This window comes from Mesorhizobium sp. P2_B11 (genome assembly GCF_056404855.1).
Map to the genome: position 1 here is coordinate 670028 of NZ_JBFUDF010000001.1, position 25201 is coordinate 695228.

The following is a 25201-nucleotide window of genomic DNA, read 5'->3' on the forward strand; positions in this document are numbered from 1 at the left end:
AGGGCTATGGTCGAGGTCTTATCCTTGGTCTAACGATGGCCGAGACGATGCTTTTGCTCGTTTTCTGTCTTCTCCTTGCGGCAGGAGCAATTATCGAGAAGGAGCGGAAGAGTAGCGAGATCGCTCAACAGGCACAGAAATCTGCCGAGGAGGAAAACGAAAAGCTCAAACAGACGGTCTCGTCCTTCAGAACGGGCACCGGCCATTGGGTTTCCGATGACGAGTGGAAGGAACTGATCCCAGCGCAAAAGGCAGCCGACGCTATCGTAGCGTCAGGCCTTACGTTGGATGAAGCTGTCAAACTCGCCCCTACCATCGCCATTCTTCAAGACAGCGGTGTTACCGACGAGACAATCCGCGAGTTGGTTCCCGCGATCAGAGAACTGGCCGCCAAGGGACTGTCGGGAAAAGAGGTAATAGAATTGTTAGAGAAGGCCAGAACGGCCAAGCCCCATGAGTGGCCTCCGATCATCAGCCTCAGTGAGCTTGGGGGCTACAATTTTGATCCGGGTAGTGCGGATCTCTCTGAAAATTTTCGGACCAAACTGCGCGAAAAATCAACCGAGATAGCAGCCACCGCAAAGAAGTACGAGGTAGATATCATCGAGGTTGTCGGACACACCGACGAACAGACGATGAGCGGGGACTCCTCAAACATGGACAGAGGCCTTCGATCAGTGCTCGAACGTAAGGAGCCTGTTGGATTTCTTCATCCTGCGGACAATGCGGGCTTGGGTTTGGCCCGCGCTATCTCTGTTGCCAAGTTCCTAGAGGCTAGACCCGAGCTAAAAGGCTTCACCATTCTTCCGATGTCGGGGGGGCAGCTTATACTCCCCGGTGATAAACTTACGGACGGCAACCAATCGGGAGATGTCAAAGCAAGACGCCGCATTGAGATCAGAGTGAGAAAGAGCAACCGGACGTAGTGAGAAGCGCACGCTGGCAGGCATGGCCAGCTTAGCATTGCGTTCTAGGGTAGGGAGAAACGGTAGGTTCGTAAGAAAGAAGGGGGGCGGACGTACATGAGCGAGCAACATCCCAAATTTGGAAGATCGAGAAGACCAAAGCGCGACACTACGCGATCGGTCTTTTGGAAAGTCCCGGCGGCACTCCTGGCGCTCATGGCACTGCCGTTGGCAGTCTCAGGGTTTCTCGGAGCAAATTGGGGATCTCCCTTATCCGATCTGCCAGTCGTGCGCTCTGCATCAGCAGGGGATCCCATAGCCGGCGTAGCCTCGGTCATCGACGGCGACACGATAGACGTTCATGGTCAGCGCATCCGCTTCAATGGCATTGATGCACCCGAAACCACACAGCAATGCGACGACGCAAAGGGCGTTCGCTACCAGTGCGGTGCCCGAGCTGCGGCTGCGCTAGACGAGTTCCTTTCTGCCTCGCGACCGATCCGATGTGAGTTCGTCAGTTGGGATAGGTATGGCCGCTATGTTGGCGACTGTGTTCGTGCAGACGGAGTCGGCGTGGCCGGCTGGCTGGTGGAGAATGGCCACGCGCTCGATTGGCCAAGATACAGCAGAGGCGCCTATGCGGCCCAGGAGGCGGCCGCCAAGGCTGCCAAGCGCGGAATTTGGTCAGGGACGTTTGAGCCCCCTTGGGACTGGCGTGCGGACCATCGGCAGGCCGAACGTGTACCTGCCCAGCACCTCAACCTGCTAAGTCCACATGCTCTTGCGCAGAGTTGGTCCTGTCAGCCTCGCCGAACCTGTTCGCAGATAGCGTCATGTGATGAAGCAAATTGGTATCTGAACAACTGCTCTTGGGGTGGGAAGCTAGATCGTGACAGCGATGGAATACCCTGTGAGGGCCTATGTTGACGTTTGGACCAACTGAGTTGCCCGGACAAGCATGACTGCTGTCCTCCTTGGGACTGATGGCCGGCAGAGTGGCCCCATAGTACCGTTGGACGGTCATAGATCAGAGCCAGAAGGTTCGATGAGTTTGTCAGCCCGAAGTGGTTGCGCTTGGTAGCTTGTGCGTTCTCGACTTCAGGCGCGATATGTCCACCCCCGTTGGGTCTCTGTAGAACATGTTGTAGAGGCCTACCTCGAAGAGAAGAAAGGACGCGTGGCGGCGCACGAGCGGTTCATTTGAACCGATGGCCCCTGCCTTCGAAAACTGTAACTATTTGACTTTATTGGCGCACCCGACAGGATTCGAACCTGTGACCTCTGCCTTCGGAGGACATCGACCTGTCTTTCGATCGTGCGGACCTCGGGTATACGGGCGAGCGCGACCCCGAGCAAAAAGGCCTCAGCCGAAAAGCGGCCAAGAAACTCATCGAGGCGCTCGGTGTTGACGTCGAACGGCATATCGCCGAAACGCTCCTGCCGGCTCTTCACAAGGACATTGCTGCGCACCTTGGCGAGCCCATGACCGAAAATGGTCCCTGGAAATCGACGCCGACGAGCCGCAGACCGTCAACTTCTATTATCCGACCGTAATGCCCGACCTTGAGTACGCCGAGATGGCTTACATCACACCCAGGGTGAAACTCGAATTCGGCGCCCGGGGAGACCCATGGCCTACGGAGCAGCGGACCATTCATCCATATGCGGCCGACGAATACCCAGGCTTCTTCGAGGATCCGGACTGCACCGTGACCGTGCTCTCTGCGCGACGCACATTCTGGGAGAAAGCCACGGCGCTGCACGCAGAGGCACACCGAGCAGCTGAAACGCCGACGCCGCAATATTTTTCACGGCACTACTATGATATCGCGATGCTTCTCGAAACAGACGATGGGAAAGCTGCCGCAACCGACTTTGATCTCCTCGAACAGGTGTCGAGGCACAAGGCGGTGTTCTTCTCCTCAAGTTGGGCAAGCTACGACACGGCCCGGCCCGGAACATTGAAGCTGATGCCTTCGGAAGCCAGGCAGAGAGATTTGCGTGCAGATTATCGTGAAATGGCACCAATAATCATGAAACACGCACGGTCGGCGAACAGCGGCCTCCTGCGCGTCTAAGTCAGATCAAGAAGCTGCGCGATATCGATTTCGCAAAAACGCGACAAAGTCGAACAGCGCCGGATTGGGATATTCAGGGCGCCATCTTGCGAAGTAACGTATCCAAACGGGGTGGCCTTGGTTGCAAACTTTGGCGAACGCGATCCCATTGGCCGATGGCTTGTTGTCAGGAACAACCGCAATCCCCATGCCTTCACGGACCAGACCGAGCAAGGTTTCCCGGCTCACGTCGTTATGGACAATCGACAGTTGTCCGCCGGCAATCCCCGGGGTTGCAAAACCGATCACATCCGCCGGCTGTGTGTTCGTCACGACAGCGTGTCCCCGAAGTTCCATCCACTCAACTGCGGCGCGACCCGCGAGCGGATGATCGGCCGCTACTGCCACATAGAGGCTACTTCCCCAAAGCTGCAGGCCGGGGCCGGAGTTGTGCCGGATTTGACCTGGCGCGATTGCGAGGTCGATCGCTCTCTCATTCAGCGCCGACGCAAGCTCCGCACGCCGCGTCTCCACGAAACGAACGGCGACACCCGTCCTGCTGTGAAGAAAGTCCCTGACGGCGTCGAGAAGTTCGCCGTTGTGGAGCGAGGTATCGAAGCCAATCGATAGGCTTCCTGATTCGCCCTTCCCTGCTGCCGAAACCATTGCAAGCGTGCGATCGAGGTCGTCAAGCGATCGGCCAAGATTGCGCAGGAAGCGCGCTCCCGTCGGCGTCGGTCTGGCACCAGACGGATGGCGCTCGAACAAATTGGCGCCGAGCGCAAGTTCAAGGTCGCGGATGCGCCGGCTCAATGCCGAGTAGTGAATTCCAACCCGGCGGGATGCGCCAAGGAAGCTGCCCTCTTCGGCGACGACGAGGGCGCAATGCAGCGTGGTGAGGTGAAAGTAACGTCCCATGACCTCAGCGCTCCGGCGTTGGCGACCGCGGCACGAACCTATGGCACCGGCGACTCGCGAAGTCTGGCCAGCGTTCGTCCGTCGAAGCTCGCTGTGACGGCCAGCGTCTCCTCGCCCTCGATGAACACTGGGCGCCCGAGGGGCACGACACGAAAATGCAGCAGCACCAGCCGAAGAAGCCAGATCGGGTTCATCTCGATGATGATGGTGTCGATGTTGCGCTCGAGACCCCACTCCACGATCCCCAATAGAAGGGCATTAGCGACCGGGCTCAATATCCGACCGTGCTCACGACGACCGGCCTCCACACAGTAGCGCGTCCACTCCCAGATGTTCGGGCCAACGGGTTGCTCACCCTCGCAGAGTTGCGGGTGAACATCGGACAGAAGGTGGGGTCGGGTCGACGGCAACATGCGCTGATAGCCCACAACATGGCCGCCCTCGGTAATGAGCATGTGGACTGCGTGGGCGTCGTCGAAACGGTCAATTTCCCGGCCGTCTTTCCGCCATAAGGCTGACCATCCCTTCTCGTCGACGAAGACCTTATGGCGAAGCCGGAAGGCTTCATCCATTTCCACGCTGTACGTCTCGACGTTTTCGGATGTAACGATATGAAGCATCGGTCGTCCTCAAAGGATTGAAGTGGACTGACTTTTGCGCAGTTCATCCGCATACCGGCATCACGCGATCCCGTGAGATCGCTCAGTCTATCAGGCCGAGCCTGAAGGCCTCGGCCACGGCGTGGACGGTGCTTGTTACGCCCAGTCTTTCGCGCGCAGCGCGCAAATGAGTGTCAGCGGTGTTGCTGCTGATGGTCAGGCGCTCGGCAATCCCGTCCACCGTCAGGCCTTGTGCAGCCCAGCGCAAAACATCCCGCTGCCTGCCCGATAGATGAACGTGTTGACGAGGCTGTTCACCATCTGTGAGCACGATGGCCTGGCCCACAGCGCAAGCTGCTATCAGCTGGAAAACGTGGCCATCTACAGGCTCAACTTCGAGGTGCTCGCCAGCGACGGAAAAGCCCATCACCTTTCCTTCAAGCGTTCGCAAAGAAATGGTCAGGCCTTCTCGCAAGCGAAACTCTGTTGCTTCGGCCATGACCCTGCTGCCAATCCCGCCCCCTTTGGAAAGCTCGCGGGCGTCCCGCCACAGGAAAGGTGGGCTGTCGCGACAGACAAGTCGGATGGTCGGATCATGGTAGAGATAGCCGCTCGAAAAATAGCGTGACGACCACTCCTTCGGCCAGGTCGCGAGGAGCACATGTGACAGTTGTTCGCGCCGCGACGAGCCTGGCGGGGGTATCTGGCCGGCAAGCAAGCTCGTCGCTCCAAACCGGCATGCATAGGCGAGGAAACAGGTGCTGATGTCATCCGTGGATCTGCTCTGCCCGATGCGCTTCAGGACGTCGTAAGTGTCGTCAAGTCGACGCCGCCAGTTGCGGGTGTTTCCACCGGCCTGGATATTCGCGGTCCGCCTCAATTCATGGGCCATCGCATCCTACACTCCGGCAGGTTAATCCCGGATCATTGCTGCCGAACGCGATCTGCTGGAGTTGGCGGCGGGTCGTGGAGTGCGAACCCGGCATACGGCCTGAGCGCTGTCGAGCGCCTAGTTCGCGCCAACTTTCGTCCCACCAAGGTGTACGAAAGGAATACCGAAATCATTCGCCTTTATTCACCTAGGATCGACACTACGCAGCGACGCTTGCGAGCGCGTATCTGATCGAAGTCGGCAAAGAACACTCTGCTAAAGTCACCAAGCACGAGCGCGCCTTTGTCGATCGCGATTGTCGCGGATCTGCCTAAGAGCACAGACCTTAGGTGCGCATCGACATTTAGGCTCCACCACGCCTTCTCGCCACGCTCTTGAGCCCACTCGATGTGTTTCGGGCCGGGGTGCCGATATTGCGTTTCACTCGTCGCAGTTGGCACGATCTTCTCGAGAGCAGTAACCAGGTCCCGCATGAGAAACTCCGTCCCGAAGTAGTCGGTGTCGTGGGACGATTCCTGGACGAGCACGCTGCACGTCGTATGGGGGGACATTATCAAGGCGATGCCGTTGAGCACGCTGGATGCATTCACCGCGGTCTGAATTGACTCGGTAATGTCGGCGAAAGTCGGACGAGCTTCGCTCTCAATCTCGATCGTATGGGTTGATGCAGTCATTGGTTCTCTTTCGCTATTGTTTATTCTGACCATCGCCGTTGACGCTCCGACCAGCCTGTCTGTACCGCGCTGAGCATCGATGAGATCGCGTGCCGCCAGTCGGTCGCGCGGATGATGGCGCTGGTAGCACCGGTTCCGGCCGCCCCGTCGGCAATCACCATGAATACGTCGTTGGGATTGCCGATGCCCCCGGCGTGCATGACGGATACCGCAGGGTTTATCAGGCGGACCTTTTCATTGATCGTTCGGATCCAAGGTCTAGCTACTCCGCCGGGATGCCCGATGAGCGAGGGGGGCTCATACAGTACTACGGAGGGCCCATGAGGGACGATCCTCGGAAGGTCAGCGTCGCTTGCCGCGCACACAATCGAAAGCAGGCCACCGGCCCGCGCGCGGGCGATGGCAGTCGCGACTTTCGATGGCTGGAGCGGATGTTGGGCGTGGTTGATCATCGTCCCGTCCGCTCCCGCGTCGATGAGGGCCTCAGCAATGACACGCCCCATGCCAGGTCCGGGAGCATCCGGGTCCATGTGCTGTGCAAACACCAGCAGGCCAGCGAATCGAACCTTGATCGCTTCGATCTCGGTCGCTGGCACCGTGACGATGGTTTGAACACAATGAAGAGCCGCAAGCTCTTCAGCGATCGCACACAGATTGTGCAGGTCACGGCGCCGCAAAATGTTCTTTGGGCCGATTTCGAAAAACGGGGGTGTGATAATTTTCATGAGAGTCGAGGCGCTGATCTGAGCGTATCGACGGCTGAGGTTGCCTCTCTTTCGAATTCCTCAAGTATCTTTGAGTAGGTTTTGTTATTTTCAGGATCAAATTCAATCGTTGTCGACGGAGGGACCATAAGACTGGTGATGGCACCCCAAGTACGGCTTGGTTCTACACCCCGACGAGCAAGAACCGCTGCCCCTAGGCAAGCCGCATCTGCAACTGGACTCGATTGGATATCTCGACCTAGCGTGTCGGCGAAAATGCGGATCCATGTCGGGCTCTTTGTCGCCCCTCCCACTACGGTGGGCCTGAACTGTTGGCCAACCGTCCTTTCATAGCGCCGGATAAGGAGAACTGCCTCGAAAACAACGCCCTCCATCACGGATCGGACGAGATCACCCGGCCCGTGCGAGAGTTGCAGCCCCCTAAACGCTGCCTGTGACGCTCCAAGTGGATCGTGAGGGTTCGTTCCGTTGAAGTAGGGAAAGAAGCGGGCGCTCCGCGCGCCGGGTGATACGGAAGCCGCCAACCTGTTCAAATCATCGAACGAAAGCGAGCCCGTCCCACTCAGGACATGTCGGATCCATTCCAGCGACACGCCGCCGTTGAACACTTCCCCGAAATGGCCCCAAAGATCGTGCACAAGGTGGCGGCCGTTGCCAAAGCCATCGGCGGCCGAGGCATAGGGTTTGTCGCTGGTCGCCAGAACCACCCAGGCCGTACCTGTTGACACCAGCATGCTCGCGGCATCCAAGATTCCGGCGCCCAAAGCGGCACAATACTGATCGTGGCCCCCGGCTATGACTCTCGTCATAGGGTCGAGACCGAGAGACATGGCAGAACTCGGAGTTAGTGGGCCTATTGGTGTGCCCGGCTCAACGATGGCGGGCAGCCGGGCAGCGTCGATACCGAGAGCCTCCAGAATCCGCGGCTCCCACGTTTTGGTCACCACGTTTGTTAGCTGCGAGATGCCTGCGACATTCGTGTCGATTACCGGAGCACCTGACAGCCACATGTTCACGAACGATGCGGTTTCGAGAAAATAGCGAGCCCGAGAAAAGTCCTGAGGGCAGCGAGCACGATATGCGGCAATTTGTACCGCCGTGTTGTTGGGAGCGATTGGCCAACCGGTGAGGTGGAAGACCTCGTCTTCGCCAATAAGATTGCGAAGAACCTCGGCCTCGGCGACAGCACCCCGGTCGAGCCAGGAGATGGCAGGTGCCAAGGGGCGGCCTTCCTGTGACACAGGAACCATCGTTCCGCCCTGAGAAGAAACTGAAACGCTCACGATATCGCGTGCGTCAATGTCAGCAGAGGCTTGGCGGACCACCAGGGCGATTGCATCCAGCCACTCCTTAGCATCTTGCTCAACGCGCCCATTCGCGGACGTCGAGAGGCCGTAGGCACTGTGGCCGCGCCCGACAATGTGTCCGTCTTTGCTGACGACAAGCGCCTTCGCTCCACTGGTGCCCACATCCAGGCCAAGAAAGTATGATTTCGACATGACCCTATTCCCAGGTGGTGGACGGCGTTCACTCGGTCAATACGTGGCGACTTGTGTGGCCGGCCAGAAAGACCCTCAGCCAAGCTGCCGCTTTTCCCAGCGCGCTAAGACAAGGACATATCGACGTGGACTATCTCGAGATCGGGTGGAAATGCGGCGATCGACGAATGGTTCGGCGGCGCGTCCGTAACGACAAGGTCGATATCTTCAAGACCCGCTATGCGAGCGAGCAGAACGCGATCGAGTTTCGACATGTCGATAGCAAGCAGAACTCGGTCAGCCTGCTTGATCGCCGCTTTCTTCAGCGCCACTTCGAGGGGATCATAGTCAGTGATCCCCTTCACGGGGTGAACGCCGGCCGCCCCCATAACATAGGTATCCACGTTAAAATTATTGAGATCCTGACTTGTCTCGGGTGACAACGTCAACATTTCTCCCGAACGCAATTTCCCCCCAAGAACAAAGACTGTTGTCTCAGGTTCTTCCGCAAGTTCCAGGGCAACCAGAAGGCTGGGTGTTAGAACAGTGAGTTTGAGCCCTCGTCCACGAACTGCTCGAGCGGACGCCAACGCAGTACTGCCGCCGTCGAAATAAACCGTCTCATGTCGTGATAGACGGGTAGCGACTACCTGTCCGATATGAGCTTTGCCAGTCGACGCCGCATGGATGCGCGAGGCGAACGAGGGCTCCTTCGCCTTATCGACAAGCGAGATCGCCCCGCCTCCGGCAACGCGTCTCAGCACGCCTTGCTCTTCAAGGGCCTCCAGGTCTCGCCGTATCGTCATTTCGGACACGTCGAATCTCTGAGATAAATTCACAAGATTCAACTCTCCATCTGCCATTATGAGATCCTTTATCATGATTCGGCGGGCGTTTAGCTTCATATCTGTGATCCTATCGCACTTTTTGTGAATTTGCAACACGATTTCGTTTGACTCGAACATCGATCGAGTACAGTTTGCCGCCTAGCTTCCGACAATCGATCTGTCGCTCAGCGGCGGGCTCCATGCCCATTTACCCTGAGCATCAGTGATCGTCGGGCTGCTCGCATTGCTACATCAACCCGCCCCGGACTTGCATCCGATAGAGCGGGAAAAAGAGGGAGAGGAACTATGGACATGTTTCACAGCGTGCCAAACCGACTGAACTTGATGCAACGCCAACTGTTGGCTGGAGCCGCAGCCAGCTTTGCTATGGGGCTGAGCGCGGGGGGAGGCCTCGCCCAAGAGATGGTGCTGACTAGCGTCAATCAGAATATCCACGTGGACGGATGGAAGGCGCACAGCGATCCCGGCGCGACCACGAAATGGTCTGTCGAGAAGAAGGCGCTTCATGGCGGCAAGCAGGAGGGCGTCGATGTCGTAGTCGTCGACAATGGCAAACTGAGTTTCACCGTTGTTCCGACGCGCGGCATGAGCTTGCTTCGGGCCCAGATGGGCGATGTGCGCCTAGGCTGGGATTCTCCGGTCACCGAAGTGGTAAATCCCCAATACATCAATTTGCAGTCCCGTGGCGGAGTCGGCTGGCTTGATGGCTTCAATGAGTGGTTGCCGCGAGCCGGCATCGAATGGGCGGGGCATCCGGGCGACGATAACGGCAAGGCGCTGACCCTCCACGGCAAGATCGAAAACATTCCCGCATCCGAGGTTTCGGTGGAAGTCGTTGAAGGCGAAAGCCCCGCCATTCATGTCAGGGGCACTGTCCGCGAGGTCTCGGCGTTCGGGGCAAATTTTGAACTGAGAACAGACATCTCGACCAAACTGGGCTCCAACGTCATCACCGTGTCGGACGTCGTCACCAACCTTGGTTCCGCGCCCCAGGAATTCCAGATCATCTATCATGCCAACTATGGCGAACCGCTGCTGGGCAATGGATCGCGGTTCGTCGCCGCAGCCAAAGAGGTCCGCCCCATCGATCCGCGCGCGGCCGAAGGACTGGAACACTACACAACCTATGGGCCGCCCGAGCCGGGTTTCGCCGAGCAGGTTTACGGCATTGCCCCTTATGGAGACGAAAACGGCAAGACCTCCATCATGCTGGTCAACGCGGCCGCTGACAAAGCGGCAATGATGACCTTTGCGATCAGTGAGCTGCCCTACATATCGTTGTGGAAAAATACCGGGGCCGCTGGGGAGGCCTATGTGACGGGTCTTGAACCGGCCACCGGTTTCCCGGCCAACCGCAACATCGAGCGTAAAGCCGGTCGCGTTCCGGTGCTGAACTCCGGGGCGTCGCGCAGGTTTACGATCGACTTCGCCATTCTGGGAGACGCCGCTGGTGTGCACGCGGCAGAAGCGGAGATCGCAGCAATCCTTGACGGCCAGCCGACCGCACTCAATCCCGAGACGATCAAGCCGCACCCCTGATCGCTCGGCGATGCAAACATAGCTTCTTCCAAGGTTGCGAAAATTGATCGCTGTTTTGCCGCGGTCAACGGGAAGGAAGCAAGCATTCTAGAACGTCCAAAAACAGGGAGGAATTATTGATGACCACGTTCAAACGTTTGACGACAGCGGTAGCAGGCGCCGCATTGATGCTGACACTGGCGTCCCCTTTGGCGGCGCAAGGGGCCAAAGCGAAGCCTGAGGGTGGCTATACAGTGGGATTCGTCACCGCCAGCATTGGCCTGCCCTTCTACGCTTCGATGAAATGCTGGGCGGAGAAAGCAGCAAAGGAGCAAGGCATCAACCTCATCTGGCAAGGCTCGCAATCGTCCTCACCTCGTGACGAGATGCAGGTCCTTGAGGCCGTCGTCGCCCAAAAGCCGGATGGGATCGTGCTGGTTCCGTGGGATTCGACGATCTTCATTGCGCCCACCAAGGAGATCATGGACGCAGGTACTCCCGTTATTACCGTCGACGGCAGCCTCGTAGAGCCAGTGGATATTCAGAATATCCGCACGAACAACCGCGACGCTGGCATTCAGGTTGCAAAGGACCTGGCAGCAATGGTTGGCAAGGGCTCTGTCCTTATCCTAACCGATACTCCAGGAAATGCAGTGCAAAACGAGCGCTGGAAAGGCTTCAAAGAGGTCATCGACAAGGACTTCAAGGACATCACCGTGCTCGACGTCCAGTACATCAGCGGCGATGCCGCTAAAGCCGCGTCGACCACGAGTTCGGCGATCGTTGCTCATCCCGATCTCGCCGCAGTCTACACCACCGATAGCACCGGCGCGCAAGGCGCCGTTTACGCCCTGAACGCTGCGCAAATGCGCGGAAAGATTCGTGTCGTCGCGTATGACGCAACGCCCCATCAGGTCGAACTGCTCAAGGCTGGTGAATTCGATGCACTCGTAGCGCAGAGCGCCTCAAGGCTGTCGAACCAGATGATCGAGTCAATGGTCAAAGTGTTGACGGAGGGACGTGAAGCGGCAAGCCTGCCCTATCAGGTCTTTGCACCCGTCAAATTTCTCACGCGCGACAACGTCGATGATCCCGACAGCAAGGGGTACATCTACTCGGGCACTTGCGAGTAGTGCAACGACGTGCCTGCCTCCAAGGCTACTCTTTGGAGGCAGGCATAAGTTGATCGCGCAACGGGAATTGGAGGCGGACCTTATGGGTGCCGTATTGAAGGTTTGCGACGTCAGCAAGCATTATGGCCAGATCGTCGCACTCGAGGGCGTCAGCCTGGAGCTTCATGCCGGTGAAATCGTCGCCTTGCTCGGGGACAATGGTGCGGGCAAGTCCACGCTGATGAACATCATGTGCGGCGCATCTTCGGCGTCGAGTGGAGAAATCCAGGTAAACGACCGGCCGATCCACTCGCTCCGTCATGCCCAGGAACTGGGTGTTGGGATGGTCTATCAGGACTTGGCGCTCGCGCCGCATCTGGCGGTTGCGGAAAACATGTTTCTCGGTCGTGAGAAGTTGCTTCCTGGCCTTCTTGGCTTACTCGGGTGGCTTGACCGGCGGGAAATGAACCGCGCATCCAAGGCCGAAATCGCCCGTCTTGGGATCTCGACACTCCAAGACGTGCGCATGCCGGTGAGCGGGTTATCAGGCGGCCAGCGTCAGGTGGCTGCGATCGCGCGCGCGCTGATGTGGACGAAGGTTGCTATCCTCCTTGATGAGCCAACTGCGGCCCTTGGCCCAAAGCAGGTGGATCTGGTTCTCGATTCCATACGGGCTATCGCGGCTCAGGGACTTGCCGTCTGCATCATCGCGCATGACATCCCGCATATCCTCAAAGTTGCCGAAAGGCTGATCATTCTGCGTCGTGGTCGCGTGGCAAGGACGCTCCCCGCAGCGGGACAATCGGTGAAGGACGTTGTCGCCCTGATGGTGGGCGACGATACGGAGTGAATGACCTTGGTCGTGCTATGCCAATCATCCTCTCCGAGACATTTCATAAGCTGGACAGTGGAACAAATGTATAAAAAGCCAATATTGGGCGGCAATGCCATCTGGGTTCTTCTTCTAAATATCGTATTGATCGCGGTATTCTATTTCTTGTCCAGGAACGGCGCGTTCTTGCACCCCGCGAACGTCGTCAGCGTCCTGATTACATTTTCTCAGGTGCTACTCCTCGTCTTTGCCCAGACCATTTTGCTCGCCGCAGCCCAGATCGACCTCTCGCAGGGCGCCAACGTTGTGCTGTCCTCGGTGCTGGCCGGCGTCGTTCTGACCGCCGTCGCCGGTGCGGTCGATCCCGGCGCGTCGGTGACGTTGCCAATCATATTCGTAGTCGCGGTGGTGACTGGCGGCCTCGTCGGCCTGATGAATGGGATCCTGGTCGGATGGGTGCGGATCAACTCGTTGGTGGCGACGCTCGGGGTGCTCGGCGTGGTGCTCGGCATCGCGCTGGTCATCACGAACGGTACTAATCTTTCCGGCGTTCCGCGTTCGATCCAGCCCAGCTTTGGTAGCAAAAATGTATTCGGTTTTCCGGTACCCACGCTAGTGGCCGCCCTGGTCGTCGGTCTGATCTGGCTACAGTTTGCGCGCGGCCGCTTCGGCACCTACAGCATCGCCATAGGGTCCTCCGAACGCGCGGCGAAACGCAACGGCGTTCCAATCGTTCGGCATCTGATCGCCCTCTACATCGTCGCGGGAGCGCTGTGCGGCCTAGCAGGTGCTTTCGATTTGGCCCGATTTACAACCACCGATATCGGCGGCCATTCGAATGACGCGCTGGCCTCGATCTCAGGCGCTGTGATCGGTGGCACCAGCCTGTTTGGCGGTCAGGCCTTCCTGCTTGGATCAATTCTCGGCGCCATGCTCGCGCTCATTCTCCAATCCGGCCTTGTGATCCTCAACTTCCAGCCTTTCTACCAGACGATAGCAATTGGCATCATTCTGATCATCGCCGTCGCGATTGATCGTCTCAAGCAAAATGGCGAGCGCTAGGAAGCGACCGACCCCTACACACAACTATTCCTACCGTAATATTTGTGGCCGCCCCGCTAGTCGTTCGGCCCAATAGCAGACAAGAAGGAAAATTCATGAGCCAGGTCACTGACGACATCATTCGCCTATACGTCGAAAGCGACGCGCTCACTCTCGCTGATCACGTGCGCAGGGGCGATGTGACAGGCGGCGAACTAATCGAAACTGCGATTGGACTGATTGAGAAAATCGACCCGCAGATCAATTCCGTCGTTATCCCGACATTCGATTACGCGCGCCAATCGAGCACGAAGGAAGGGCCATTTGCCGGCGTCCCGTTCCTTCTAAAAAATGTCGGGTCGACCTGCGCAGGCATACCGCTCGATCTTGGACTCGCCTGTCTTAGGGATCAGGTTTGGGATGCCGACACCGAGATGGTTCGGCGAATCCGCCAGTCTGGCCTCGCCATTGTCGGCCGCACGAACCTGCCCGAGTGTGGCTGGTCAGTCGGCACGGAGAACCGACTTTACGGCGCGACGCGCAACCCCTGGGATATTTCAAAAACGCCTGGGGGCTCGAGCGGCGGCGCGGCGGCGGCCGTTGCTGCCCGGCTGGTGCCAATTGCAGAAGCATCGGATGGCGCAGGCTCCATCCGCGTGCCAGCCTCATGCTGCGGTGTCGTCGGTCTCAAGACGTCTCGCGGGCGTATCACTTATGGGCCGCAAGCGGTCGATACCTGGTTCGGCAGCATCTCGACGCTGTGCAATACGCGCACGGTTCGTGACACCGCCGCTTTCCTAGATGCGACCGCAGGCACCATGACAGGCGACTTGTACAACCCGGCCAAGCAGAGCCAGAGCTGGCTATCGCTGCTCGACGAAAAGCCGCGCCGGCTACGCATCGGCTACACGCTTCACAATCCTTGGGGAGAAGCCGTCTCTGCTGAGGTAAGGCAGTCCGTCGAGCAGAGCCTGGCGCTGTTCGAAACGCTCGGACACGATATTGAAAGATACGATATTGCGGAGGATCTCGAAGCCGCCTGGTGGCGCTACAACGACATCGTTGCGGTGGAATATGCTGGGGAGTTTGCGCAGTATGGCCGGCTAGTCGGGCGCCCTCTGACCGAAGCGGATCTCTGTCCGATCAATTGGTCTATGATCGAACATGCCAGCACGCTTTCGGCGACCGATTATTCGGCAAGCATCGCGGCGAACCGCAAGACCAGCCAGAAACTGGCGATCGAATTGTCGCAATTCGACGTCTACGTGACGCCAACCCTTACCCATCTCCCTCGGCCGGTCAACTACTGGTCGATGGAGGAAGCCGACCGAGAGACCTATCTGAACCGTTGGTCCGACGCAGCCTATATGTTTGCATTCAACGTCTCTGGCCATCCTGCAATCTCGGTGCCGGGCACGCCGAGTGGCAGCGGGCTGCCCATTGGTACGCACCTCGTGGGTCAACATGGGGACGAGGCGACTATCCTGCAGCTTGCCCGCCAGATGGAAGAGGCCGCACCATGGATCGATCGGATCCCAGCGGTCTGCGCCGGTCGGGAGAACGTCATCTCATAGTGTTCATCGAAGCGGAGGCCAATTAGCCATAGCACTGCGCGAGTGGCAGGGTGGGCGCAGTTTGCGCAGTACTCGCCAACCGCCTCCGATCGAACGTCCGGCCGCATGGCGAACTAGCTGGCCTTTGCGCGACGTATGTCCGCCAGACGGTTGTTGGTGCGTGTCGTTTATCGAACGCCTCCGAGAGGCGCCGATCACGCTGCTTGCTACAAATTCTTTGCGGATGCTCTGTCAACGTCTGCCAGCGAGACGCAGCATCAGCAAAGGGTCAGACCCATGTATGCTCGGCCAGATCGGCCAAGCGAGCGACGATCAGATCGGGTTTGAAGGAGAAGCGAGGAAGGTCGGCAGACGAAGTCACGCCCGTAAGTACAAGCACGGATCGCAAACCTGCCTCGAGCCCGGCGAGAACGTCTGTATCCATTCGATCGCCGACCAACACAGTTTGCTCTGCGCTGACGCCCAGTTTGTCGAGGGCACATCGGGTCATGAAGGAATTTGGCTTGCCAATGAAGTATGGCTTCATGCTGGTCGCCTCTGCAATCAAGGCGGCAACGGACCCGCATGCAGGGTGAAGTCCTCTCTCGGTAGGTGCAGTTGCGTCAGAATTGGTCGCGATGAACCGGGCGCCTGCAGAAATGAGGTGTGAGCCTGTGGCAATCTCCTCATAGTGATAGGAGGTAGCGTCCCCAAGAACGACATAGTCAGGCGAGAATGCCGTGATTCGACACCCGGCCGCTTGGAGCGCGGAGGTCAATCCATGATCACCGATGACATAAGCCGAGGCGTTGGGAATCTGTGTGCTGACAAACCGCGCAGTTGCCAGCGCGGAGGTGTAAATGTGTCGGGGTTCCAGGGGAAAACCCATTCCGCGTAGGCGATGCGCGTGATCCTCCGGTGTGTACTTGGAATTGTTGGTAAAAACCTGAAATGCTCGTGAGTCTTCGACCAAGGCCCGGATGAAGTCGACAGACCCTTCGATAGGTGATCCCCCACGCACGAGAACGCCATCCATGTCGATTAGGTGCGCGATTTCCATCGCTGTCTCCAAGGTTTGATTGAGTGGGAACAAAAGCGGCGCCGCGGTTGCGGAGGCATAAGATGCAAAGGCAGTGCGCCTTGAAAAGCCATTCAGTTCTGCCGTCTTACAAATAGGATGCTCTGGCGTACAAAAAGGCGAGCCAGCCCTCGCTGCTGAGCGGGGCGCCGATCGCAATGTCGCCTCGGCTTTCACTACCTTGAACCGGGAACTGCGCGAACGCCTCTGGAGGCGCGTCCAGGACTACGCCGGGCCGGCGCCAAAGGGCCGGCGACGCGGTGGGTCAAGCCAGGGCTTGTGGGCCGGTGGCCTGAGTAGTCAGACGCTTCAGCGCCGCCTTTACTATCGCGCTCTGATTGGAGAGATAGCCAACTCGGGCGTAGGCCGCCTTCAGCCCACCAAGCCGCCGGCGAAAGAATTTGCTCGTCGGTATAGGATCGGAATCGATGACATCCACCGACAGGTGGCCGTCCTGATCCATCGACCTTCGTAGGTGATCCAGAAGCTGTTCATCGGTGATGCGGCTGCCATCTTCGTTGCAGCGGATGGTTGATCGTTTCACGCCCCCTGTCATGGCGCTCACGCTGGCTCCGCAATGAAGCTTCGCGGCGGGATGTCGTGTTCGCTTCGCTAAAACCTGCCAGATGAAACGCTCAAGGAGCGCGCGACCGCTATCCGGCAGAAGGTCTTTTGGGGACCGACACGCCGCCGCCCTTGCAGGCGGCACGGAACGGCTCGGCGCTGTCCTGCGGAATGTATCCCAGGTGGTCCGCACCGCTATTGTCGACCATCTTCAGCTTGTGTCGGGTGCCGAAGGAGATCGTATGATCGACACGCGGCGCAGTGAGCGATGCTTCGACCAGCCGCACGCAGTCGGCGGTGGAACGGTATGATCACATCATGCGCCAGTCGGAGCAATTATCGCCATACGAACTGGTTGGAAATATATTAGGTTTCAACGGCTTGGTAGCGTCAAGGGCCGGTCCTGGAACGACTCGATTTTGATATTCCGACGTCCTGATTCCGGCTATACTTGTAACGAATTGTGTGGGAGGGGCATTTAAATGATCGATGCTGATGTATTTGACTTCGTCGAGCGGTGCCGAAAGCACTCCTTGGCCAAGACGCTTCTCGGCGACCTTCTTGAAACAGTGAGGAATCTCGGCTTTGAGCACCTTATCCTCAGCGGGGTTCCTCTCGGGGGGCAGAAGCTGAGGCCAATGGTTGAATTGAACGGTTGGCCCGAGGGTTGGTTTGAACGTTATGTCGAAGCCGAGCATGCTGCTGTTGACGGCGTTTGCATCTATTCGGCAAAAACCTTGAAGCCATTCCTGTGGGCCGACGTTCCGGCAAAGTGGTCTGAGACGGAAGGCTCACGACGCGTTGCGGGTGAAGCAGCCGAGTTCGGCATTTGCAGCGGTTTTGCCGTGCCGATGCTAAGCGTCCACCATTGGCAGTCAGTATTGTCGTTTGCTTCTTCGCATAAGACCTGCATGCTCTCGCAGCGACAGCAGGTCCAGTTGGTGACGATGGCGGTCTATGCCGGCATGTCTATCCAGGCTTTGTCGAACAGCGAAGACGGCGATGAAGGTCCGTTGACCGATCGGGAAAAGGAAGTGCTTTTGTGGGCGGCGGCCGGCAAAACATCGTCAGAAACCTCCCAAATCCTCGGTCTGAGCGAGCGCACGGTCAAATGGCACTCCACCCGGGCTCGGGAGGCGTTCGGCGTCGCCACGACCACCCAGGCCGTCGTCGAGGCTGTCCGCCGGCGTTTGATTCACCCATAGTTGTGTCAACTGTCCGATCGGACAGGTGACGTATTTTAGCTCGACTGCAACTATTCCCCCCAAGAACGATCGGGGGGATCGCGCAGTGATCACTGCTCATATCGTCAACGCGCACAACAAGCATCTTTACGAAACCGAATTCGACGAGTTCTTGCGTCGGCGGCACGACTTTTTCGTGCACCAGAAACGGTGGCGCCCCGCGAGCCCAGACGGTCGCGAAATGGACCAGTTCGATACTGACGCGGCCACTTACCTACTTGGTATCGAAGATGGCCGCGTGGTCACCTCGGCCCGATTGATACCGACAAGCGAGCCGCACATGGTTTCGGAGGTATTCTCTCATATGTGCGAGAAGTCCGGCGTTCCAAGGCGTCCCGACTGGGCCGAATGGACGCGCACTTTCGTCGTCCCCGACAAACGCGCAACCGGACTGCGGGGTACGTTGACCCAATTGTGCTGCGCGGTGATGGAATACGCCCTGGACGAGGGTCTGAGCGCCGTCGGCGGCGTTCAGGAAACCTACTTCATGCCCCACCACGGTGCGCTCAAGTGGCGGGCCGAGCCGTTGGGTATGGCGAGGGAAGAAAACGGTGAATGGTACATCGTTGCCTACATCGAAGTGAATGCGGCGGCTCTGGCAAGCGTTCGCAGGATACTGGGCATCGGTCATTCACTGCTGGTCCGTCGCGGGATTCAGCGGCCTTTCATCGAAAGCAGCAGCAAACTGCAGAACGTGCCTGCATAGCAAGCAATCGGAACCAGGAGGAGAGCATGAGGCCACGTGTCATCTTCATCGCCGCAAATATAATCATTGGGCTTTCGTCTGGGACGCAGGCACAGCAGGTCACGGCCTCCGGATGCGCGGAAGCCGGCGTTGAAGCGGGGTGCGTCATGATAAAAGCCGACGACAAGCTCTACAACATCACGCACGCCAGCCCCAAGCCGGTAGCAGGAACCTACGGCACCGTAACCGGGACCGCATCGGGCGACGCAGATACCTGCCAGCAGGGCGTTCTCCTCAAGGCTGCCGAATGGAAAAGTGATCCCGATAAGGCCTGCGCCAACACACAATAGTCGAGTTGGGTCTACGCAAGGCCGGATGGCGCAGAGATGAGGCTATTCGAAACGCGAAGACATGAATTGCCGGCAATTTCTGACAATCGGAGGAACCGTTGAATATCGCCGGCATCCAGCCTCGTGTCATCAGGTGGCGCAAGCCAATAGATGCCGACATCAAGACACTCAACCTGGATCTTCCCCACGCCGATGGATCCAAGGCCTTTGCTTCCCACCAAAGGCAGCTAAGTATTCTGGCGGAGATAGGCGTTCCAATCGCCGAGGGGGCCGAAACAGCCAAGGAGTACGCAATTGACCTATTAAGGGTGGCCGCTGAGGTGGAGCACGCCCTTATGGTGCAGTATCTTTATACAGCCAATTCGATCGTCGCCGGCAGCAGCGGAGAGGAGAACTACCAGCGGAAAATCTTGAACATCGCCATCCAGGAAATGGGCCATTTCGCAACGGTGCAGAACCTTCTGGTACTGCTAGGCGGGCCCGACGCCGTGTACGTTCAGCGCGATGTCTATCGCGCGAACAGCGACAAAAATCCGATCCCGTTCATACTGGAACCACTCACCCGCACGGTCCTAGCCAAATATGTTGCTGCAGAAATGCCAGCGGAGCCGCCTGCTCAGCTTGCAGATCAAGTGAAAAAGCTTGTAGCGCTCGCCAAGCAGGACTCCGGTATCGAGCCACATCGCGTTGGCGCGATCTATACGGTGCTCGAATGGTTGTTCATGGATGAAAAAGACGCCGTCCGCTTTCTCAATCTTGTAGCCCTTGCGCCCGAACTGGGCAAATACCCACACCTGACGGATGCCGACCTTTCAACGCCCGCCGATATTGCTGCTTACCAGGCCGACAAGGAGGAATGGGATGGTGCCGCGGATTGGCCGTCCCTGCTTATCGAGCCGGCGCGCAGCAGGCAGGAGGCGGTCGCAGCCATCAGGCTTATTGCGGAACAGGGGGAAGGGTTTGAAGGAAACGAGGACTCGCATTTTCACGAGTTCATCGAAATGTTCGATGCGTTTGAGGCCGGAAAGGTGAGAACGAAGAGCATAGCAACCTCGCCCGACCTGGGCACGGGTCATGGCGCAGAGCGACCTACCTTGATCACGTCATCATTCACCAAGCTTTGGGGTCAGGTTTTTAGCCTGCAGTACACACTGATCGTGCTGACCATTCAGCACGCCATCAGAACTCCGCGCGGAACGTCGCAGGACCCTGGCTTGCGAAAGGAAATCGCTGACCTCGCAATGCGCGGCATGCGCAAGATTGTCGAGGCTGTATCGGCTATACTGGCCAACCTTCCACTTGAGGACGGGGGCGCACAGGTTGCCGGCCCGCCGTTTGACCTGGACCCCGCAGACCTGATTGTGGCGGATCCGGCCGGTCTGCCCGCACGCCAAATCGATCTGCTCGACAAACTCGAACCGCTCTATATCGAGATTCAGAACAGTGCGGAGTTCGGAAAAGATCCCGACTACCGCATCGAGGTCGCCAATCTCCGAAACATGGACAAGCTGCGTCGGCAGCTGTTCGAAAATCAACCCATTCCGACTGCTTGAATCCTAAATTGGGAGAGGACCAACGGATGCCCCGGTACAAGATCTTTCCTGCGATCGGTATTGCCCGGCTGGGCGAGGACCAGGATTTTTTCCTGGGGCCAGAGATCCCCGGCGGCGGGCCGGCAGAGGCTGCAACCGGCGCCCCTGTGACAAGATTCAAGAATGCCGGAAAGACGAGACTGCGCAAACAGGGTGCGCGGTTTCACCTGTTCGAATCGGAGGACGGGGTTACCTGGACGCCGGCAAATCTGCCTCCGTCAGCGACGGTGGAGTGGTCCGTGACCCTTGAGAATAAAAAGTCAGCAATTGTTCGACCGCCCAACCCGCCGATCAAGTCCACGCGGCCCGCTCTCGACGCAGCAGCAGCGGGAATGCGCATCAAGGGAGGCACGAAGTCCGTCGCGGGCGCCAGTGCGATCGGTCCGACACTGGATGGGATGTTCAAGACAACCGCCAACGGTTCCGCATTTGAAGTCCCGGTCGAGCTTGGCAGTCTTCGCACTGACGCCAACGGCATGCTCATTGTGCTTGGGGGGAATGGAATATCGGGCGCACCGCCTGGCACCCCGATCGGAGGCAGCTACTATCGAAATCCCAAATGGTATGACGATGTTTCTGACGGACCGGTTACGGCGAAAATCAGCATGGGTGCCGGCGACGCTCCCGTATATGCCGAGGGCGGCGCTTGGGTCGTCGTGGCGCCTCCGGACTACGCTCCGGGCATTGGCGGGATCGTCACGCTCTATGATGTCATCCGGCAAGTCGGGATCGACCAGCTGGGACTGGCGCCTCCGGCTGCGGTCCCATCATTTGATCTCGACATCCTGCCGTTGATCCAGCGAGCACGCCGTTATCGATGGGTGCAGGATGAAGCGACGTGGCAAGACCCGTCGTTTGAAGATCCGAAGCTGCGAAGCAGGTCCATCTCGGATCAGCCACTACGTGCCACGGTGCAAGCGCTGATCCTGAAAGCAGAGAAACTGCTTGAAGGTCATACCGATCCGGCAGGGCCAAAGTTTGAAATCAGGCAAGCGCAGAAATCGAATCTCGCGGCGTGGGTAGCAGGGAATTTTGACGATACGCCAACCTCACATGGTCCAACGCCAACCGCGAACGGATTGACAAGAGCCGCTCTCGAGGGGGCGGTCGGACAAGGTTTCTGCCCAGGCATCGAAGCCGGAATCATAGTCCTCGATACCACGCTGTACACTTCCCCCTTTGACTTCCGCATCGACCAATCGACGGTGGCAGCCGGCGATCTTACGGCCCTGATGGCCCAGCCCTGGCAAGCGGATTTTCTCAAATGCAATACCAACTGGTGGCCAAGCCAGAGGCCAGATACCGCGTTCCAGGATCACGATAATTACAAAAACTGGGTCCGCGGGGCCAGTAAGCACAGTTTGTTGGTAGAGCGATTTCCCCGGCTAGGCTTCATAGTGCAGGACGGTGCAAACGAGGTGTTTCTGGAAGCCGAAAGAGATCCCGCGATGCCAAATACGCCATGAACAGAGGCGGCCGTATCGTGATCGTCGGGGCCGGACCGGCAGGATGCGCTTGTGCGCTTGCCCTGGGTCGCCTCGGATATGCCGTGACACTGCTGAACAGCGAGCGTCCAGCAGTGTGGCGGGCAGGGGAGGTGTGCGGGCCGAAGCTTGTTCAATATATCTCCAGCACGTTCGGCATCGCCCTGCCTTCAGAGGCTTCATACCCGCTGTCCCATTTCCATTCGTGCTGGGGGACGCCGGAGCTGGCAGGACATTCGTACAAGTTCTGGTCGGCTGGACCAGCTATTGTTCTGATCCGGTCCGCGTTTGAGCGCGCCCTGCTTGATGCCGCGAAATCGATCGGCGTGGACGTGCTGGAGGGCTACAGAGCATCTGCTTGTGGATGGGACGGGCATCGGTGGCATCTAAGCGGAGTATGCGGGGACGAGGAATTCGAGCTTGATGCCGATTTCGTTGTCGAGGCGGTCGGACCAAGAACCAAGTCGATTGTCTACACAGACGTTGCACGGCTCTTTTTCGATGACCAGGTCTGTCTTTCCTTCGAGGCGGATTGTGCCGGTCTCGAGGACGAGGGAGCAATCGTGGAATCCTGTGCCGCAGGATGGTGGTATGCCTGCCGGATCAGTTCCGATCGCCAGATTGTCTGCCTGTTCACGGATGCCAGCCTTGTGTCTGGCCTCCGCCGTGACCAGTTCGTGCGTGAGCAACTTTCGTTGACCAGATTTATCAAGGCCCGAGCGCAATGGGATTGTGCTGCTGTCTTGAGGGTTTCCAGCGCAAGAACGTCCGCGCGCACCTTGCTGTGGCGAGGTCGGTGGATTCCCGTGGGGGACGCCGCACTATCGCTGGACCCGGTATCCGGGACCGGAATCGAGCGCGCGGTTGCCGATGGGGTGGCTGCCGCGACAGCCATTTCCGCATCTGCGGACCATGGCACAGACACGCCGTTGCGGGCGTATGCCAGGCAGCGCGCAGCGACATTCCAGAAAGCGCTTCTGAAAAGGCGAGCGATTTATCAGATGGAACGGCGCTGGAAGGGTCATCCATTCTGGACGACACGCTTATCAGGCGTTTCATCCAACAGGATCTGAACAGGATCATACCAAATGTCCGCGACGATCTGCTACGATAGTGCTCTCTTCTGGATACAAAGTAGATCATTCAAAACAATGACAGACCAACATGTCGAGCTTTTCGTGAAGTTTAATCCGCTCGCGGACACCGAGGTCGTCCACAGCTGGTTTGAACAGCATGGGCTTGCGGTCGCTCCAATGAAGGTTGGCGCGTTGCTGACAGGATCGAGATCGAAAATCGAAAAAGCGTTCTCCGTCTCCCTAAATGAAATCGCGCCTGCAGCTACCCTGCCGCTGCCGGCGGAACTGCGCAGCCACGTCGAAAGCGTCACACTCTTTGAGCCGCGTTCCTATCATAGCTGAGAGATATGGAGAGCACGATGACCCGTTTTGGCCTCCCGATCGAAACCGTATCTGACAACCCAATCCCGGGAATGGTGATGGGTTATGTGTCTGTGCGAGGAAAAGCATCGGTATTTGAGGAGGATAACAAAAAACTCAAAACCACGTCCCAGGCCTATCGCGCTACCAAGGGCGATCGCGATACCGTGCGCCGCGAACTTGAGAAGAGCGGCTTTTCAATCGTTGCTGAAAGCCTGCTCGGGTTTTCGGTTGCCGCTCCTGGCGGCGCTTACGAAACGATTACCGGCGCTAAGCTTCATGCAAAGGAGCGGTTCGTCTATTCCGCCGGCGGCTACAGCCAGTACGTCACGCATCTTGATATTGTCGGTGACAAGCAGCCAATGGCCCTCGGCGTTGGGATGGTCAAGTCGAAGAGCCTCAAGATCGATGGCATCGTCCTTGAAAAACCGCGCATCTATCATGCCGTTTTCCCTTCTCCAGTTCCTCCAACCTCGCCCAAGTACCACCTGCGTGTTCCAGGCGACGTCGCTCTCACGTTGAACGCGATCGCCTCACACAACAAGGGCTTCAAAGGCAAGGATGTTCTGGTCGCGATGCCGGACTCAGGATGGTATCGCCACCCCTTCTTTACGGCCAACGGCTACCAGATCAGAACGCCCGTGGCGGTCGTGGAAGGAACAAATCGCAGCAAGGACCCTCAGGGTCACGGCACTGGCGAGTCCGCTAACGTCTTTGCCCTGGCACCGGAATGCGAGCTTCAGCCGATACGGGCAAGCAACAACAACGGGGACCTGGTAGGTGCCGTAGCAGGATTCCTGAAGGCTAAGGAAATAGGCGCGAAGATCATAACCTGCTCGTGGGGAGGGGACGGGACGTATCCGCCGGCTGGCCTCCCCGACGAGGCCGACATGGCGCTGGCAGCCGAAATTCAAGACGCCATAGAGCATAATACCCTGGTCGTTTTCTCGGCCGGCAACGGCCAATTTTCGGTGGAGCCTCAGGTGAAAGGGGTCCTGGCCGCTGGTGGCGTCAACATGGACAAGAACGGCAACTTGCGAGCCTCTGACTATGCAAGTGGCTACCAGAGCACCTGGTTTGACCAACATATCGTTCCCACAGTGTGTGGTTTGGTGGGCATGCAGCCGCGGGCCCAGTATCTGATGTTGCCCGTACCGCCTGGCTGCGCGATCGATCTTGACGAAGCCGCGCCTAACGATGACGATCCTTCTACCGACGGAACCCTGGCCGATGACGGGTGGGCACTGTTTTCTGGCACATCGGCGGCGGCTCCTCAACTGGCTGGGGCCGCAGCCGTACTGTTGGGCGCAAAGCCTGCGCTGGTGCCCGCTCAAGTAATTGAAGCGCTAACAGAGACCGCGGTCGATGTGGTCGTCGGGCGTAGTTTTCCACAGCGCTTCAACAGCCCGGCAGGGCCGGGCATCGATTTGGCAACGGGAGCAGGGCTGGTGAATTTGGATGCTGCCTTGCAGTACGCGCTCTCAAAATTCTAGCGAAGCTGGATCGCGCAAAACGCATCGCTCGATATCGTTGAGCGCGAGGCAGTTCCGCCATTTGCCATGCCTTCGCCCGTCTTGATTCATTTTTGAACGAACCATTCTGCCAGCGGCAAGTCA

Annotated in this window: 25 protein-coding genes; 16 read left to right on the plus strand and 9 right to left on the minus strand. The window is 58.2% G+C overall.

What is annotated here, in order from left to right:
- Window positions 1-35 precede the first annotated feature (35 nt).
- From AC1DYJ_RS03010 to AC1DYJ_RS03020, 3 genes are all read left to right on the plus strand, one after another.
- Window positions 36-926, plus strand: a complete 891-nt coding sequence (locus AC1DYJ_RS03010) for an OmpA family protein (protein WP_477279862.1) — start codon at window positions 36-38, stop codon at window positions 924-926.
- 195 nt (window positions 927-1121) lie between these two features.
- Entirely contained in the window at window positions 1122-1832 is a 711-nt protein-coding gene (locus tag AC1DYJ_RS03015; protein ID WP_477279864.1) for a thermonuclease family protein, read from the plus strand.
- A gap of 650 nt (window positions 1833-2482) precedes the next feature.
- Complete coding sequence (locus tag AC1DYJ_RS03020) at window positions 2483-2983, plus strand: nucleotidyl transferase AbiEii/AbiGii toxin family protein (protein ID WP_477279865.1); 501 nt, start codon at window positions 2483-2485, stop codon at window positions 2981-2983.
- Between the two features lie 6 nt (window positions 2984-2989).
- On the opposite strand, the gene AC1DYJ_RS03025 is transcribed toward AC1DYJ_RS03020, so the two are convergent.
- From AC1DYJ_RS03025 to AC1DYJ_RS03055, 7 genes are all read right to left on the minus strand, one after another.
- The gene (locus AC1DYJ_RS03025) at window positions 2990-3880 is read right to left on the minus strand and encodes a LysR family transcriptional regulator (RefSeq protein ID WP_477279867.1); all 891 of its coding nucleotides are present in this window, start codon (window positions 3878-3880) and stop codon (window positions 2990-2992) included.
- A 38-nt stretch (window positions 3881-3918) separates the two neighbouring features.
- Window positions 3919-4500, minus strand: a complete 582-nt coding sequence (locus AC1DYJ_RS03030) for an acyl-homoserine-lactone synthase (protein ID WP_477279869.1) — start codon at window positions 4498-4500, stop codon at window positions 3919-3921.
- Between the two features lie 82 nt (window positions 4501-4582).
- Window positions 4583-5371, minus strand: a complete 789-nt coding sequence (locus AC1DYJ_RS03035) for a helix-turn-helix transcriptional regulator (protein WP_477279871.1) — start codon at window positions 5369-5371, stop codon at window positions 4583-4585.
- A gap of 179 nt (window positions 5372-5550) precedes the next feature.
- Window positions 5551-6045 (minus strand): secondary thiamine-phosphate synthase enzyme YjbQ, encoded by a 495-nt coding sequence (locus AC1DYJ_RS03040; RefSeq protein WP_477279873.1) that lies wholly within the window; start codon window positions 6043-6045, stop codon window positions 5551-5553.
- Window positions 6046-6065: 20 nt separating this feature from the next.
- Window positions 6066-6770: a triose-phosphate isomerase gene (locus tag AC1DYJ_RS03045; protein WP_477279875.1), complete on the minus strand. Its 705-nt coding sequence runs from the start codon at window positions 6768-6770 to the stop codon at window positions 6066-6068.
- A complete protein-coding gene (locus AC1DYJ_RS03050) occupies window positions 6767-8269 on the minus strand; it encodes a xylulokinase (RefSeq protein ID WP_477279877.1) in 1503 nt (500 codons plus the stop codon). The genes AC1DYJ_RS03045 and AC1DYJ_RS03050 overlap by 4 nt, the downstream gene beginning before the upstream one ends.
- A 104-nt stretch (window positions 8270-8373) precedes the next feature.
- Window positions 8374-9153, minus strand: a complete 780-nt coding sequence (locus tag AC1DYJ_RS03055; RefSeq protein WP_477279879.1) for a DeoR/GlpR family DNA-binding transcription regulator — start codon at window positions 9151-9153, stop codon at window positions 8374-8376.
- Window positions 9154-9381: 228 nt separating this feature from the next.
- On the opposite strand from AC1DYJ_RS03055, the gene AC1DYJ_RS03060 reads away from it, so the two are divergent.
- From AC1DYJ_RS03060 to AC1DYJ_RS03080, 5 genes are all read left to right on the plus strand, one after another.
- A complete protein-coding gene (locus AC1DYJ_RS03060; protein ID WP_477425938.1) occupies window positions 9382-10635 on the plus strand; it encodes an aldose 1-epimerase family protein in 1254 nt (417 codons plus the stop codon).
- Window positions 10636-10754: 119 nt separating this feature from the next.
- Window positions 10755-11747 carry a substrate-binding domain-containing protein gene (locus AC1DYJ_RS03065; RefSeq protein WP_477279883.1) on the plus strand — a complete coding sequence of 331 codons (993 nt, stop codon included), beginning with the start codon at window positions 10755-10757 and terminating at the stop codon, window positions 11745-11747.
- Between the two features lie 82 nt (window positions 11748-11829).
- A complete protein-coding gene (locus AC1DYJ_RS03070; protein ID WP_477279885.1) occupies window positions 11830-12576 on the plus strand; it encodes an ATP-binding cassette domain-containing protein in 747 nt (248 codons plus the stop codon).
- Between the two features lie 66 nt (window positions 12577-12642).
- Window positions 12643-13620, plus strand: coding sequence for an ABC transporter permease (locus tag AC1DYJ_RS03075; RefSeq protein ID WP_477279887.1), 978 nt, complete (start codon window positions 12643-12645; stop codon window positions 13618-13620).
- 95 nt (window positions 13621-13715) lie between these two features.
- The gene (locus AC1DYJ_RS03080; protein WP_477279889.1) at window positions 13716-15173 is read left to right on the plus strand and encodes an amidase; all 1458 of its coding nucleotides are present in this window, start codon (window positions 13716-13718) and stop codon (window positions 15171-15173) included.
- 268 nt (window positions 15174-15441) lie between these two features.
- Here AC1DYJ_RS03080 and AC1DYJ_RS03085 read toward each other — a convergent pair whose 3' ends face one another.
- Window positions 15442-16212: an HAD-IIA family hydrolase gene (locus tag AC1DYJ_RS03085; RefSeq protein ID WP_477279891.1), complete on the minus strand. Its 771-nt coding sequence runs from the start codon at window positions 16210-16212 to the stop codon at window positions 15442-15444.
- Between the two features lie 283 nt (window positions 16213-16495).
- Window positions 16496-16795, minus strand: coding sequence for a hypothetical protein (locus AC1DYJ_RS03090; protein ID WP_477279893.1), 300 nt, complete (start codon window positions 16793-16795; stop codon window positions 16496-16498).
- A 481-nt stretch (window positions 16796-17276) separates the two neighbouring features.
- Here AC1DYJ_RS03090 and AC1DYJ_RS03095 point away from each other — a divergent pair, with 481 nt between their 5' ends.
- From AC1DYJ_RS03095 to AC1DYJ_RS03130, 8 genes are all read left to right on the plus strand, one after another.
- A complete protein-coding gene (locus AC1DYJ_RS03095) occupies window positions 17277-17999 on the plus strand; it encodes a LuxR family transcriptional regulator (protein WP_477279895.1) in 723 nt (240 codons plus the stop codon).
- A gap of 85 nt (window positions 18000-18084) precedes the next feature.
- Window positions 18085-18744: an acyl-homoserine-lactone synthase gene (locus AC1DYJ_RS03100; RefSeq protein WP_477279897.1), complete on the plus strand. Its 660-nt coding sequence runs from the start codon at window positions 18085-18087 to the stop codon at window positions 18742-18744.
- A 26-nt stretch (window positions 18745-18770) separates the two neighbouring features.
- The gene (locus AC1DYJ_RS03105) at window positions 18771-19073 is read left to right on the plus strand and encodes a hypothetical protein (protein ID WP_477279899.1); all 303 of its coding nucleotides are present in this window, start codon (window positions 18771-18773) and stop codon (window positions 19071-19073) included.
- Window positions 19074-19171: 98 nt separating this feature from the next.
- A complete protein-coding gene (locus tag AC1DYJ_RS03110) occupies window positions 19172-20626 on the plus strand; it encodes a ferritin-like domain-containing protein (RefSeq protein WP_477279901.1) in 1455 nt (484 codons plus the stop codon).
- A gap of 26 nt (window positions 20627-20652) precedes the next feature.
- Window positions 20653-22131 carry a LodA/GoxA family CTQ-dependent oxidase gene (locus AC1DYJ_RS03115; RefSeq protein WP_477279903.1) on the plus strand — a complete coding sequence of 493 codons (1479 nt, stop codon included), beginning with the start codon at window positions 20653-20655 and terminating at the stop codon, window positions 22129-22131.
- Window positions 22128-23222, plus strand: coding sequence for an FAD-dependent monooxygenase (locus AC1DYJ_RS03120; protein ID WP_477279905.1), 1095 nt, complete (start codon window positions 22128-22130; stop codon window positions 23220-23222). Before AC1DYJ_RS03115 ends, AC1DYJ_RS03120 begins: the two co-directional genes overlap by 4 nt.
- A gap of 15 nt (window positions 23223-23237) precedes the next feature.
- Window positions 23238-23567, plus strand: coding sequence for a hypothetical protein (locus AC1DYJ_RS03125; protein ID WP_477279907.1), 330 nt, complete (start codon window positions 23238-23240; stop codon window positions 23565-23567).
- A 17-nt stretch (window positions 23568-23584) separates the two neighbouring features.
- The gene (locus AC1DYJ_RS03130; protein ID WP_477279909.1) at window positions 23585-25078 is read left to right on the plus strand and encodes a S8 family serine peptidase; all 1494 of its coding nucleotides are present in this window, start codon (window positions 23585-23587) and stop codon (window positions 25076-25078) included.
- Window positions 25079-25201: the final 123 nt, after the last annotated feature.

What these genes read in the sequence shown, in the direction of transcription:
- AC1DYJ_RS03010 (WP_477279862.1), top strand. Translation starts at nt 36, where the DNA reads ATGGCCGAGACGATGCTTTTGCTCGTTTTCTGTCTTCTCCTTGCGGCA.
- AC1DYJ_RS03015 (WP_477279864.1), top strand. Translation starts at nt 1,122, where the DNA reads ATGGCACTGCCGTTGGCAGTCTCAGGGTTTCTCGGAGCAAATTGGGGA.
- AC1DYJ_RS03020 (WP_477279865.1), top strand. Translation starts at nt 2,483, where the DNA reads ATGGCTTACATCACACCCAGGGTGAAACTCGAATTCGGCGCCCGGGGA.
- AC1DYJ_RS03025 (WP_477279867.1), bottom strand. Translation starts at nt 3,880, where the DNA reads ATGGGACGTTACTTTCACCTCACCACGCTGCATTGCGCCCTCGTCGTC.
- AC1DYJ_RS03030 (WP_477279869.1), bottom strand. Translation starts at nt 4,500, where the DNA reads ATGCTTCATATCGTTACATCCGAAAACGTCGAGACGTACAGCGTGGAA.
- AC1DYJ_RS03035 (WP_477279871.1), bottom strand. Translation starts at nt 5,371, where the DNA reads ATGGCCCATGAATTGAGGCGGACCGCGAATATCCAGGCCGGTGGAAAC.
- AC1DYJ_RS03040 (WP_477279873.1), bottom strand. Translation starts at nt 6,045, where the DNA reads ATGACTGCATCAACCCATACGATCGAGATTGAGAGCGAAGCTCGTCCG.
- AC1DYJ_RS03045 (WP_477279875.1), bottom strand. Translation starts at nt 6,770, where the DNA reads ATGAAAATTATCACACCCCCGTTTTTCGAAATCGGCCCAAAGAACATT.
- AC1DYJ_RS03050 (WP_477279877.1), bottom strand. Translation starts at nt 8,269, where the DNA reads ATGTCGAAATCATACTTTCTTGGCCTGGATGTGGGCACCAGTGGAGCG.
- AC1DYJ_RS03055 (WP_477279879.1), bottom strand. Translation starts at nt 9,153, where the DNA reads ATGAAGCTAAACGCCCGCCGAATCATGATAAAGGATCTCATAATGGCA.
- AC1DYJ_RS03060 (WP_477425938.1), top strand. Translation starts at nt 9,382, where the DNA reads ATGGACATGTTTCACAGCGTGCCAAACCGACTGAACTTGATGCAACGC.
- AC1DYJ_RS03065 (WP_477279883.1), top strand. Translation starts at nt 10,755, where the DNA reads ATGACCACGTTCAAACGTTTGACGACAGCGGTAGCAGGCGCCGCATTG.
- AC1DYJ_RS03070 (WP_477279885.1), top strand. Translation starts at nt 11,830, where the DNA reads ATGGGTGCCGTATTGAAGGTTTGCGACGTCAGCAAGCATTATGGCCAG.
- AC1DYJ_RS03075 (WP_477279887.1), top strand. Translation starts at nt 12,643, where the DNA reads ATGTATAAAAAGCCAATATTGGGCGGCAATGCCATCTGGGTTCTTCTT.
- AC1DYJ_RS03080 (WP_477279889.1), top strand. Translation starts at nt 13,716, where the DNA reads ATGAGCCAGGTCACTGACGACATCATTCGCCTATACGTCGAAAGCGAC.
- AC1DYJ_RS03085 (WP_477279891.1), bottom strand. Translation starts at nt 16,212, where the DNA reads ATGGAAATCGCGCACCTAATCGACATGGATGGCGTTCTCGTGCGTGGG.
- AC1DYJ_RS03095 (WP_477279895.1), top strand. Translation starts at nt 17,277, where the DNA reads ATGATCGATGCTGATGTATTTGACTTCGTCGAGCGGTGCCGAAAGCAC.
- AC1DYJ_RS03105 (WP_477279899.1), top strand. Translation starts at nt 18,771, where the DNA reads ATGAGGCCACGTGTCATCTTCATCGCCGCAAATATAATCATTGGGCTT.
- AC1DYJ_RS03115 (WP_477279903.1), top strand. Translation starts at nt 20,653, where the DNA reads ATGCCCCGGTACAAGATCTTTCCTGCGATCGGTATTGCCCGGCTGGGC.
- AC1DYJ_RS03120 (WP_477279905.1), top strand. Translation starts at nt 22,128, where the DNA reads ATGAACAGAGGCGGCCGTATCGTGATCGTCGGGGCCGGACCGGCAGGA.
- AC1DYJ_RS03125 (WP_477279907.1), top strand. Translation starts at nt 23,238, where the DNA reads ATGTCCGCGACGATCTGCTACGATAGTGCTCTCTTCTGGATACAAAGT.
- AC1DYJ_RS03130 (WP_477279909.1), top strand. Translation starts at nt 23,585, where the DNA reads ATGACCCGTTTTGGCCTCCCGATCGAAACCGTATCTGACAACCCAATC.